The 11,717-nt window shown below is 67.8% G+C and carries 10 protein-coding genes; 6 read left to right on the top strand and 4 right to left on the bottom strand.

The genetic code is table 11. From position 1 onward, the window contains the following. Positions 1-140: 140 nt before the first annotated feature. Positions 141-1,028: a peptidoglycan DD-metalloendopeptidase family protein gene (locus ACJQWM_RS10830; protein WP_332703025.1), complete on the top strand. Its 888-nt coding sequence runs from the start codon at positions 141-143 to the stop codon at positions 1,026-1,028. 91 nt (positions 1,029-1,119) lie between these two features. On the opposite strand, the gene ACJQWM_RS10835 is transcribed toward ACJQWM_RS10830, so the two are convergent. Continuing rightward, positions 1,120-2,226, bottom strand: a complete 1,107-nt coding sequence (locus ACJQWM_RS10835) for an HDOD domain-containing protein (protein WP_332703023.1) — start codon at positions 2,224-2,226, stop codon at positions 1,120-1,122. A gap of 266 nt (positions 2,227-2,492) precedes the next feature. Between ACJQWM_RS10835 and ACJQWM_RS10840 the strand changes: the two genes are divergently transcribed. From ACJQWM_RS10840 to ACJQWM_RS10850, 3 genes are all read left to right on the top strand, one after another. Further along, entirely contained in the window at positions 2,493-4,097 is a 1,605-nt protein-coding gene (locus tag ACJQWM_RS10840; RefSeq protein WP_332703021.1) for a peptide chain release factor 3, read from the top strand. A gap of 174 nt (positions 4,098-4,271) precedes the next feature. Continuing rightward, positions 4,272-4,718 (top strand): hypothetical protein, encoded by a 447-nt coding sequence (locus ACJQWM_RS10845; protein ID WP_332703019.1) that lies wholly within the window; start codon positions 4,272-4,274, stop codon positions 4,716-4,718. 126 nt (positions 4,719-4,844) lie between these two features. Next, positions 4,845-6,749: an AsmA family protein gene (locus ACJQWM_RS10850; protein ID WP_332703017.1), complete on the top strand. Its 1,905-nt coding sequence runs from the start codon at positions 4,845-4,847 to the stop codon at positions 6,747-6,749. Between the two features lie 171 nt (positions 6,750-6,920). Here ACJQWM_RS10850 and ACJQWM_RS10855 read toward each other — a convergent pair whose 3' ends face one another. The 3 genes from ACJQWM_RS10855 to mtgA form a co-directional block, all read right to left on the bottom strand. Continuing rightward, positions 6,921-7,349: a CBS domain-containing protein gene (locus ACJQWM_RS10855; RefSeq protein WP_332703016.1), complete on the bottom strand. Its 429-nt coding sequence runs from the start codon at positions 7,347-7,349 to the stop codon at positions 6,921-6,923. Next, a complete protein-coding gene (locus ACJQWM_RS10860; protein ID WP_332703014.1) occupies positions 7,309-8,349 on the bottom strand; it encodes a glycosyltransferase family 2 protein in 1,041 nt (346 codons plus the stop codon). Before ACJQWM_RS10860 ends, ACJQWM_RS10855 begins: the two co-directional genes overlap by 41 nt. A gap of 219 nt (positions 8,350-8,568) precedes the next feature. After that, a complete protein-coding gene (gene mtgA / locus ACJQWM_RS10865; RefSeq protein WP_332703012.1) occupies positions 8,569-9,294 on the bottom strand; it encodes a monofunctional biosynthetic peptidoglycan transglycosylase in 726 nt (241 codons plus the stop codon). A 119-nt stretch (positions 9,295-9,413) separates the two neighbouring features. Here mtgA and hslO point away from each other — a divergent pair, with 119 nt between their 5' ends. Together hslO and ACJQWM_RS10875 are read left to right on the top strand one after the other, a co-directional pair. Continuing rightward, entirely contained in the window at positions 9,414-10,361 is a 948-nt protein-coding gene (gene hslO / locus ACJQWM_RS10870; RefSeq protein ID WP_332703010.1) for an Hsp33 family molecular chaperone HslO, read from the top strand. A gap of 151 nt (positions 10,362-10,512) precedes the next feature. Continuing rightward, complete coding sequence (locus ACJQWM_RS10875; RefSeq protein ID WP_411306824.1) at positions 10,513-11,349, top strand: XOO1806 family protein; 837 nt, start codon at positions 10,513-10,515, stop codon at positions 11,347-11,349. The last annotated feature ends 368 nt before the right edge of the window (positions 11,350-11,717 follow it).

Below are 11,717 nucleotides of genomic sequence, written 5' to 3' on the forward strand. Positions count from 1 at the left end.
GCCAGCGGTTTTCGGCCAAGTCAATCGCTTCATTCGGATAAAGAGATCAAATAAACAAGCGGTGCTCACAACGACCCGCCCGCCACCGATTCGCGTTGCCGCGGGTGCCCGCGACCCACACCGGCGAATACACTTCGCGCATGGACCGGCCACGCCACCTGACCACCGCGCTGTGCGCGCTGGCATTCGCAGTCGCCAGCGGGGGCGCCGACGCGGGCAAGGTCTACCGCTGGACCGACCGCAACGGCGTCACCCATTACGGCGACCGTATGCCCGATGCACCGCCAGCGGAGGTCAGCGTGATTCCGGTGCGCGCCGAGCCAAGCGCGATCGCGCGGCTACGACTGGAAAAGCAGGACGGCCGCACCCTGGTGTGGGCCGACAACCGCCTGGACGGCCCGATCGAGGTGCTGCTGCGGATTGGCCGCGGCCACGTCGCCAGTGAGCCCGAGCTACCGGCCACCGCGACCGTGCCGCCCCACGGCAGCGCGGTGGTCGCGGTGTTGACCGCAGCGCAGCACGCCGAACTGCAGCTCGATGCACTCCCTGGCGATCCGGACGCGCGTCCGCTCGACACCGAGTACCTGCTGCCGCTGCAGCAGTCGCGGGTTCGTGTCCATCAGGGGTTCGCCGGCCGCTTCAGCCATGCCGATCCGCAAAACCGCTACGCAGCCGATTTCGCCGCCGCAATCGGCACACCGGTGGTGGCCGCACGCGCGGGCCGGGTGATGCAGATCGAATCGGATTTCGACCAGGCCGGACTCGATCGCGAGCGTTACGGCGGCCGCGCCAACTTCGTGCGGGTCCTTCACGAGGACGGCACCATGGCGTTGTACGCGCATCTCGACATCAATGGCGTGCACGTGCGCGTCGGCGAGCAGGTGCGGGCCGGGCAGCGGATCGGATTGTCGGGCAACACCGGTTTCACCACCGGGCCGCACCTGCACTTCGCAGTGCAGGTCAACCGCGGCATGCGCTTGGAGGCGATCTCGTTCCGCATGCGCGGAGTTTCTTTTGAAAGCTTTTGACACGGATCAGAGCGAAAACAGCGGATCAGAGCGAATAAGACATTTTTAGTTTGATCCGCTCGGATCCGTGTCCAAAACGCTTTTTCGATGACTACGCGGCTTCAGCCAGTTCCTCGGCCATCGAGCGCCATCGCGGCAGCCGGTCGATCAGACCGACCGCGCGCAGGTAGTTCTCGTCGACCGGCGTGTCGCACACCAGCGCCGAGGCGACGTGCACGGCACCGCCGACCCAGAAGCCCGACATGCGCATGCGGCTCGGCTCGTGGTGGCTGGCGACCGCCTCGACGATCGGCATCGGCAGGCCCCACAGGCCCAGCAGGTAAGCGCCGGCCTCGGCGTAGTGCGGGCCATCGCCGGTGTCGGCGTGCTCGGGTTCGCGGCCGGGGATGCGCACGCCCGGCAACAACATGCCGACCTCGGCCAGCAGGCCGGCGGTCGCGGCCAGTTCGGCGCTGGGCCCGCCGAGCAGCTGCGCGGCCAGCCGCGAGGTGCGCAAGGCGCGGTCCTGCATCGCCTCGCGGTCGATGCCGTTGACCACGCCGCTGCCGGAGAAGGCTTCGGTCGCCAGCACCAGCCGCTGGATCGTCTGCAGGCCGAGCCGGGTCACCGCGGCGCGCACGTCGGTCACCACGCGCCCGGCGGAGAAATAGGCCGAGTTGCACAGCCGCAGCACCTTGGCCGCAATCACCGGGTCCTGCGAGAGCACCTCGCCGATCTGGGCGCTGCTGGACTCCGGGTCCTGCATCAGCCGGGTGAGCTCCACGTACAGTCGCGGCGGCGGTGGCAGCGAGCCAATGCGACCGATCGCCTGCTTGAGCTGTTCGTTGTCGAGCAGTTCGCGCAGCTCGATCACACTCTCCACCGCCTCGATCAGCTCGCCCGCATCCAGCGGCTTGCGTAGCAGCCGGTGCGCCACTTCCAGCGCCTGGCTGAGATCGGCGCCCTGGCCCTCGTCGACCAGCAGGATGCGAACCGCGTCGGAGTGGTGCGCGCGCATCTGCGCGAGAAGCGCCGGCCCCTGCTGATTGCCGACCCGCAGGTCGCATACCACGACATCGACCGGCCGGTCGTTAGGCAACGCCAGCGCCGCCGCGGCGTCGGGCAACCAGCGCACATCCCAGCCCAGGCCGAAGTCGGCCAGGGCCTGTTCGAACTCATTGGCGCGGCCGCCTTCCTCACCCACGATGACAATGAACACGAAAACTCCTTAAGAAAAACCCGGCCTGACCCGGTAACGGCGGATACCGCCTGCTGCTGTAGCCGCGGAATGTGATGCAGTGCGCAGTTCAGCAAGATCGCCGGTAGCGCAGGCGGTGTTCTGCCCCGTCCCGGCCGACCAGCTCGATGGCGGGTTGCAGGATCGCCCCCACGTGCTTTGGCAGCACACAAGGGCGGGCGCGGGGTCGCGGGTATACTTGCCGGCTCTTTGCCCTTCTCCGGACACGCCGCGCGCGTGCCATCGCCATGTCCGACGTTTCCCTGCAGACCCTGCGCCGCCGCACCTTCGCGATCATCTCGCACCCCGATGCCGGCAAGACCACGCTGACCGAGAAGCTGCTGCTGTTCGGTGGCGCGATCCAGATGGCCGGCAGCGTCAAGGGCCGCAAGGCCGCGCGCCATGCCACCTCGGACTGGATGGCGCTGGAAAAGGAACGCGGCATCTCGGTGACTTCCTCGGTGATGCAGTTCCCGTACGAGGACTGCGTCGTCAACCTGCTCGACACGCCGGGACACGCCGACTTCGGCGAGGACACCTACCGCGTGCTGACCGCGGTCGACTCGGCGCTGATGGTGATCGACGTGGCCAAGGGCGTGGAGGAGCGCACCATCAAGCTGATGGACGTCTGCCGGCTGCGCGACACGCCGATCATGACCTTCATCAACAAACTCGACCGCGAGGGCAAGGATCCGATCGACCTGCTGGACGAGGTCGAAAGCGTGCTCGGCATCCAGTGCGCGCCGATCACCTGGCCCATCGGCATGGGTCAGCGACTCAAGGGCGTGGTGCACCTGCTCAGTGGCGAGGTGCACCTGTACGAACCCGGGCGCAACTTCACCCGGCAGGACTCGACCATCTTCGCCTCAATCGACGATCCCGCACTCGCAGAGCGGATCGGCCCGGACATGCTGCGCGAGCTGCGCGAGGAGCTCGAGCTGGTCGAGGGCGCTTCTCATCCGTTCGACATCGACCGTTACCTGGCCGGCGAGCAGACCCCGGTGTTCTTCGGCTCGGCGGTCAACAACTTCGGCGTGCAGTTGCTGCTGGACTTCTTCGTCGGGCATGCGCCCTCGCCCGGGCCGCGCCAGACCACCACGCGCGAGGTCGCGCCCTGCGAGGACAAGCTCACCGGTTTCGTTTTCAAGATCCAGGCCAACATGGACCCGCAACACCGGGACCGCGTCGCGTTCATGCGGATCTGCTCGGGCCGGTTCGATGCCGGCATGAAGGCGCTGCACGTGCGCAGCGGCAAGGAGATGAAGCTCGCCAACGCGCTGACGTTCATGGCCAGCGACCGCGAGATTGCCCAGACCGCCTACTCCGGCGACGTGATCGGCATCCACAACCACGGCACCATTTCGATCGGCGACAGCTTCACCGAAGGCGAGGCGCTGTCGTTCACCGGCATCCCCAATTTCGCCCCGGAACTGTTCCGCCGCGCGCGCCTGCGCGATCCGCTCAAGCTCAAGCAACTGCAGAAGGGCCTGGCGCAATTGAGCGAAGAAGGCGCGACCCAGTTCTTCCGGCCGCTGATGAGCAACGACCTGATCCTGGGGGCGGTCGGCGTGCTGCAGTTCGACGTGGTCGCCTACCGGCTCAAGGACGAGTACGGCGTGGATGCGATCTTCGAGCAGGTCAGCGTCGCCACCACACGCTGGATCCGTTGCGACAATGCGAAGAAGCTCGAGGAGTTCCGCGACAAGCACGCGATGAACCTTGCGATCGACGCCGCCGGACAACTGGTCTATCTCGCTCCGACCCGGGTCAACCTGCAACTGGCGCAGGAGCGCGCGCCGGACGTGCAGTTCCTGGCCACGCGCGAGCACGCGCACGCGCTTGCCGCCGACTAGCCGGGCCTGTCGTTCTCGGGCTGGGGGCGCTCTCGCGCGGCGATGCCCTCGGACGGAGCAATGCCCTCGGACGGAATGGAGCAGCGCCCCCGGTGGCGGCAAAGGCGCTGCTTTCACCGCGACTTGACCGGCCAATGGCGAATATGCCGGGTCAGCCCGAGTCGGAGGACATCCATGCGCAACTCCCTGATCGCCAACACCGCCGTGGCCGCGATCGCCGCGGCGCTGGCCTTGTCTGCCTGCCAGCGTGACCATTCGGACCTGGCCACCGGCACACCGGGCGCGACCGAGCCGGCCGCGACGCAGCCCACCGCGGGCCTGGCCAGCGCCGACACCGCCTTGCCGGCCGATGATGCGAGCCTGCAGATGGACGCGGGCGTGACCGCCAGCGACGCCACCACGATGAGCTACACCTGCGATGACGGCCACCGGGTCGAGATCGTCGAGACCGACACCGCGCGGGTCATGCTGGCCGACGGTCGCCGCGTGGAGATCACGCGCGCCGCCGGAAGCGCGCCGCCGATGTATTCGGGCGAGGGCCTGCAATTCTCGGTCGGCAACCAGGGCGGCACGCTGAGCCAGGACGAGCTCGGCAGCTTTGACTGCCGCGCGACGAGTTGATCGCGCGGGCCTGATCACGGTCTGACGTGCCATGTCACCCACCCGGCGACAGTCGCCAGATGAAGGCCGCGTCCCTAGCACCGACGCTGGGCGGGTGATGCCGGTTCCGTTCACCGCGGAGGGAGCATGAACCGGTCGGCATACCAGCGAATGATCGACGGCGTCACCGCGCATCCGTGGCGGACGATATCGGGTTTGCTCGCCCTGGCGATGCTGGTGCTGGTGCTGGCATGGGATTGGAACTGGTTCAAGCGCCCGGTCGTGCGCCAAGTCGAGGCGCGCACCGGCCGCGAGTTCAGGATCGACGGAAACCTCGACGTCGACCTTGGATGGGCTCCACTGATTCGCGCCGAGGCCCTGCGCTTCGGCAACGCGGAGTGGGCGCGGCAGCCGGTAATGGCCTCGGTCGATCGCCTGGAGTTTCGCATCGCACTGGGGCCGCTGTTCGGCGGCGAGGTCCGCATCCCGGAGCTGCGGCTGAGCAAGCCGCGGCTGAACCTGGAAACCGGCCCGGACGGCGGCGGCAACTGGGAGTTCGGCAGCGACGATGATGGAGACGGCTTGCGGCTGCGCCGGATCTGGATAGACGACGGCCGGTTGCGGTTCCTTGATGCAGCCAATGGGACCCGGATCGCGGTCGCGCTGACCAGCCGGTCCCCCGAACGCGCCGGCGGTGCGCCGCCGGTGGCGCTGCGCGGCGGTGGACAGTGGCGAGGCAGCGACTTCCGCATCGAAGGTCATGCGGAATCGCCGCTGGAACTGCAGCACAGCCAGCGCCCCTTTCGCATCGACCTGCAGGCCACCGCCGGCACCACCCGCGCACATGCGCGCGGCAGCCTGGTCGACCCGCTGCGCCTGCACGATTTCGACCTGCAACTGGCGCTGACCGGCGAGGACCTGGCCGACTTGTATCCGCTGATCGGCATTGCCACGCCACCAACCCCGCTCTACTCGCTCGATGGCCGCTTCACCCGCGAGGACGCCACCTGGCACTACGACAATTTCACCGGCGAGGTCGGCGATAGCGATCTCGCCGGCGACGCCAGCGTCGACACCGCCGGCGAACGCCCCTACCTGCGCGCCGAGCTGGTTTCCAACCGGCTGGACTTCGATGACCTCGCCGGCTTCATCGGCGGCGGGCCTGCGGCAAGCGACGGCAGCCGGAACAGCAACGCGGGGCTGATCCCGGATACGCCCTATCGGCTGGAGAAACTGCGCGGCATGGACGCGGACGTGCGCCTGCGTGCCGAGCGCGTCGACGCACCCGGCTGGCCGATCAACGACATGGACGCACACCTGCTGCTGGAAGGCGGCGTCCTGCGGCTCGACCCGCTGGACTTCGGCGTTGCCGAGGGCCGGATGCGCTCAACCATCCGCATGGATGCGCGCGAGGACACCATCGGCACCCGCGCCGACATCGCCGCGCGCGCGCTCGACCTGTCGCAGCTGCTGCCCGACGTGGAGCTCGCACAGAACGCCGTGGGCAAGGTCAGCGGCGACATCTCGCTGACCGGCAGCGGCAACTCACTCGCGCAGATGCTTGGCAGCAGCGATGGCGATGTCGCCTTCGGCATGGGCCGCGGCCGCATCAGCAACCTGCTGATGGAGATCGCCGGGCTGGACCTGGCCGAGATCATCAAGTTCACCCTGACCGAGGACCGCCAGATCCCGGTGCGTTGCGCGTTCGGCGATTTCGCGGTGGAAAACGGGGTCATGACCGCCCGCGCGCTCGCGTTCGACAGCAGCGATACCATCCTGGTCGGAGAGGGTGAGATCAACCTGCGCGAGGAAACCCTGGACCTGCTGATCCGCCCGCGCCCGAAGGACCGCAGCCTGCTGTCGCTGCGCGCACCACTGGTCATCGATGGCACGTTCAGCGACCCCGACATCCGGCCCGATCTCGCCCGGGTCGGCCTGCGTGGTGCGATCGCATTGACGCTGGGCAGCATCGCGCCGCCGGCCGCGCTGCTGGCGACGCTGGAACTGGGCCCGGGTGAGGATTCCGGCTGCGGCGGCGAGTACGCCGAATGATCGACCTGGGGATTGAAAGCCTATGACACGGATCAGAGCGAAAAAAACGGATCAGCGCGGGTAGAGCTTTTTGATACAAAACCGCCTTGTCCGCCTTGATCCGTTTTTTTCTGCTTCGATCCGCGTCAAATGCTTTTGCCTGCCTCCGCCATTGACAAGGCAGTTCACTGCTCAGCTCGCGATGTAGCGCTGCAACTGATCGAGTTCGAGCTGCTGGTCCTCGATCACCGCCTTGACCAGGTCACCGATCGACACCACCCCCAGCACCCGGCCGCTGTTCACCACCGGCAGGTGGCGGATGCGCCTGTCGGTCACCAGCTGCATGCAGTGCTCGGCGTTGTCATCCACGCCGACGGTGATCACCTCGTCGGTCATGATCGCGCGCACCGGCGTGTCCGCCGAGGAGCGTCCCTGCAACACGATCTTGCGCGCGTAGTCGCGCTCGGAAAGGATGCCGACCAGCCGGTCGCCTTCGATCACCAGCACCGCGCCGATGCACTTCTCGGCCATCAGCCGGATCGCGTCGACCACCGGCGCGTCGGGACCGATCGCGAAGACCTCAGACGCTTTCGCCTCGAGCAACTGCCGCACCGTGCGCATGGCCGCCTCCTTCGACGTGGACCTCCCCGGAGCATACTCCCGCCGCCGGCTGCCAGGTGTCGACCAGGTAGAGAGGCCGCTGCTTGGATTCCTCGTACAACCGTCCGAGGTATTCGCCGATCAGCCCCAGCGCGATCAGCTGCACGCCGCCGAGGAACAGGATGACCGCCATCATGGTCGGCCAGCCGGCCACCGGATCGCGCCACATCAGGGCCTTGACGATCACCCACAGCCCGTAGGCGAACGCCAGCAACGCCGTTGCCAGGCCGAGGTAGGTCGCGAGTCGCAACGGCGCGGTCGAGAAGCTGGTGATGGCCTCCAGCGCCAGGTTCCACAGCCGCCAGTAGCTGAATTTGCTGGCGCCTGCGGTGCGCGGCTCGCGATGGTATGGCAGCGCCACGCGGTTGTAGCCGACCCAGCCGAACAGGCCCTTCATGAAGCGATGGCGCTCGCGTAGTTGCCGCAGGCCGGCGAGCGAGCGCGGCGACAGCAGGCGGAAATCACCGGTATCGGGCGGGATCGGCGTCTTCGACAGTCGCCCCATCACACGGTAGAACGCGTGCGCGGTGGCGCGCTTGAGCCAACCCTCGCCTTCGCGCTCGATGCGGGTGCCGTGCACGTCATCGAAGCCCTCGCGCCACTTGTCCACGAACTGCGGGATCAGCTCCGGCGGATCCTGCCCGTCGGCATCGAGGATCAGCGCGGCGCCAGCCTCGACCCGGTCCAGCCCGGCGGTCAGCGCGAGCTCCTTGCCGAAATTGCGCGACAGGCGCAGCAAGGCGATGCGCGCATCGCCCGTGCGCATCTCCTGCAGGACCTTCCAGGTGGCGTCGTGACTGCCGTCATCGACGTACAGCACGCGGCCTTCGACGCCGTGTTCGGCGAGCACGGCATCCAGCGCCGCGGCGATCCGCGGCTGCAACAGCGGCAGGCTGTCGGCCTCGTTGAACGCGGCGACGATGACGGTCAGGCGGTCGTGATCCGAAGCGGTTGCACTCATGCCCGCATGGTAGCCGACCACCTCACTGCCCCTGTAGGAGCGGCTTCAGCCGCGATGCTTTCATGATGCGGCGCCGGCCCGGACCTCCATCGCGGCCGAAGCCGCTCCTACAGCCGTAGGGTGGGCACGTTGTCTGTGCCCACCACCAGCGTCGCCGCGGGATGGCGCGCGGTGGGCACGAACGGCGTGCCATCCCTACCCGGAGGTTTGTCCTGCGCGTCAATCGATCCGCTCCAGGTACCCGGTCCCGCCGATCTGCCGCATCTGCCGCTGGATTGCCGCGGTGCGCCGCTGCACATAGGGGCCCGGGGCGGCCGCGCTGTAGCGCTTCGGGCTTGGCAGCACCGCCGCAAGCCGCGCGGCCTGGGCCGCACCGAGGCCGGAGGCGTCCTGGCCGAAGTAGGTGCGCGCCGCCGCCTGCGCGCCGTACACACCATCGCCGAATTCGGCGACATTGACGTAGACCTCGATGATCCTCGCCTTCGGCCACAGCGCCTCGATAAGCACCGTGTACCAGGCTTCGATGCCCTTGCGCAGCCAGCCGCCGCCGCTCCACAGGAACAGGTTCTTGGCGGTCTGCTGACTGATCGTGCTGGCGCCGCGGATCGAGCGGCCGCGGGCGTTGTGGGCGCGCGCCTTCCTGATCGCCTCCAGGTCGAAGCCGTGGTGGCGGGCGAAGTTCTGGTCCTCCGCGGCAATCACCGCAAGCGGCAGGTTCGCCGAAATCCGGTCGACATCGCGCCAGTCGTGCGCCAGTTGGAAGCCCCAGTCGCCCGCACCCCAGGCCTGCAACTGCCGCGCCGCCATGAAGGCGGTGAACGGCGGATCGACGAAGCGCAGCACCAGCACCTGCAGCACGGTCAACGCGGCCAGCAGCACCGGCAACAGCAACAACCGTCGCCACCAGCGCCGCCCGCTCTTTGCTGCCTTCGATCGTTTTTTCATTGCTTGCACCGGTTGAACTTCATCCCCATGTATCGCCGCACGCGCTCCCCAGTTGTATGCCCCTTCACAGCTGCGTGCGCATTATCGGATGCGCGCGTATCACCGCACGAGCCCCCAGCATGAGCCAAACGACCGCAGCCGACCGTGACACCGACACGGACCAACTGACCCGTTTCCTGATCGGAACCGCGGGCGTGCGCGGCGTGCGCGTGCACCTGCAGGAGACCTGGCGTCAGATCCGCGAGCGCGAATTCTATCCGGCCGCCGCCGCGAAACTGCTCGGTGAGGCCTGCGCGGCCGCGGCCTTGTTCACCGGCCACGCCAAGGTCGACGGGCGGCTGTCGGTGCAACTGCGTGGCGAGGGTGCGCTGCGCACCCTGTTCGCCGAGTGCACCGCCGTCGGCACCCTGCGCGGCATTGCCCAGCTCTCCGGCGAGGGCGTGGTGTCCCGCGACCTGCGTCGGCTAGGCCCGGACGCGGTGCTGGCGATAACCATCGAGAACCCGACCGCCGGCAGCCGCGAACCGGTCCGCTACCAGGGCCTGGTTTCGCTTGAATCGGATTCGCTCTCCGGCGCGTTCGAGGGCTATTTCCGCCAGTCCGAGCAACTGCCGACGCGCCTGCTGCTGGCCGCCGACGGCGATCGCGCCGCCGGACTGATGCTGCAGAAGCTGCCCGGCGACCAGGGCGACGAGGACGGCTGGACCCGCGCCGGCGCGCTGTTCGACACGCTCGGCCCGGCCGAGCTGCTCGAACTGCCCGGCGACACCCTGCTGCGGCGGCTGTTCCACGAAGACGACGTGCAGATCCTCGGCGGCCGGCCGCTGAGCTTTGCCTGCTCCTGCTCGCAGGAACGGGTCGAATCGATGCTCGTCTCGTTGGGACGGGAGGAGGCCCTGGCCGCGGTCGACGCTGGCGAGGCCGCTGGCGAGGCCGCTGGCGAGGCCAATATACGTTGCGAGTTCTGTGGGCAGAGCTATGCGTTCGACCACGCCGCGATCGAGCAGCTCTTCGAGCCCATAAAGCAGGACACCGTGGAAATGGCCGCTCCGGAGCGCCTGCAGTAGGAGCACCTGCGGAGCGCCTGGCCGACCGGCGGTAATTGTTAAATAAGCATAAACCGCTATACTCCATCACCCAAGCGAGGGGGAACTCCACCGGCATCATCCGGTCGTATACAACATGCGCCTGCGCCTCTATCGACTGTCGTTCGCCTTCCTGCTCGCCTGCGGCGTGGCAACGGGCGCGGTTGCGCAAACTCCGGGTAGCGGCCCCTCGCGTCCCGACGCCACCATGTTGCCGGTCTGGAACAAGGCCAGCGGCAACGTCGAAGCCTTCCTGCTGCTCGAACCCACCGGCACCCCGACCACCGGCGCGCGCTGGCGGGTCGGCCGCAGCACGCTCGATGCCGCTTTCGGGCTGTCCAGTGGCGACACGCTGGGCCTGGTATGCGACCCCAGCGCCGGCCTGGCCGGGGCCATCGGCAACCTCGCCAACCGCTGCATGCTCGCGGCACTCGATCAGGGCAATGGCAATCGCGGCAGCCGCCAGGCCACCGCTGGTGCCAGCCTCAGTCGCGGCGACGGCCGGGTCGGCCTCAGCGTCGGCAGCGGCCGCGACACCCTGCCCGCCTGGCTCAGCCCCTCCGGCCGCAACAGCAAGGTCGACCAGAACACGCTCACCCTTTACGGCCAGCAGAACATCGGCCGCGAGGCCACCGTCTCGATCGGCGGCACCTGGGCTCGTGCGCGGCTCATCCCGGCCGGTGAAGTCTCCCCGGCACTCAGCGATCACTGGACCAGCAAGAGCTTGACCGTCGGCGCCGGCATTGGCGATTTCGGCGCGAACATCGTCGGCCGGGTGGTCGATACGCACAGCGAGTCGGGTCAATGGGAAGGGATCGGGCTCGGCCTGACCTGGCGCACGCCATGGAGCGGCCAGTTGACCGTGGGCGCCGAGAATGTGGTCAGCCGCGGCAAGAACCCCTTCTCCCCGGGCAACTCCGACGAGGACGAAGGCACCGTGCCATACGTCCGGTACGAGCAGGACCTCTAAAGCGCTCCGATATAGAGCGGTTCTTTTGCCTTTTCGCAAGGTACCCGCCGCGAGCGCAGACCCTGGGACTCGTAGGCTGGGCTGGCAAGCCCAGCTTTTCGGCTGGTCGTCGTGCCCCCCGGAGACGAGACGCGCTGGGCTTGGCAGCCCAGCCTACGCAGCCGTTCCAGGCGCAAAGGGTGGATGTCCCGCCACCGGGTCGCACACCGCGTTTGGCACCTCGCCCCCGTCGGAATTTTCGAGCGGGTTCGGCGCGACATTTGCCGGATATCCGCAAGCCCTTGATAGAACAAGGAAAATGCCGCCTCTGCAAGGGCGGCATTTTTGTTTGTTAACAACACTTTAATTTTTCCGTGCAGGGGGCTACT

Origin of the sequence: Novilysobacter longmucuonensis (genome assembly GCF_046600735.1) — a bacterium.
In the GTDB taxonomy this organism is placed as follows: Bacteria; Pseudomonadota; Gammaproteobacteria; order Xanthomonadales; family Xanthomonadaceae; genus Novilysobacter_A; species Novilysobacter_A longmucuonensis.

Coding starts and splice junctions, on each gene's coding strand:
- ACJQWM_RS10845 (WP_332703019.1), top strand. CDS start 4,272: ATGCGCAACTCCCTGATCGCCAACACCGCCGTGGCCGCGATCGCCGCG.
- mtgA (WP_332703012.1), bottom strand. CDS start 9,294: ATGAAAAAACGATCGAAGGCAGCAAAGAGCGGGCGGCGCTGGTGGCGA.
- hslO (WP_332703010.1), top strand. CDS start 9,414: ATGAGCCAAACGACCGCAGCCGACCGTGACACCGACACGGACCAACTG.
- ACJQWM_RS10830 (WP_332703025.1), top strand. CDS start 141: ATGGACCGGCCACGCCACCTGACCACCGCGCTGTGCGCGCTGGCATTC.
- ACJQWM_RS10860 (WP_332703014.1), bottom strand. CDS start 8,349: ATGAGTGCAACCGCTTCGGATCACGACCGCCTGACCGTCATCGTCGCC.
- ACJQWM_RS10850 (WP_332703017.1), top strand. CDS start 4,845: ATGAACCGGTCGGCATACCAGCGAATGATCGACGGCGTCACCGCGCAT.
- ACJQWM_RS10855 (WP_332703016.1), bottom strand. CDS start 7,349: ATGCGCACGGTGCGGCAGTTGCTCGAGGCGAAAGCGTCTGAGGTCTTC.
- ACJQWM_RS10840 (WP_332703021.1), top strand. CDS start 2,493: ATGTCCGACGTTTCCCTGCAGACCCTGCGCCGCCGCACCTTCGCGATC.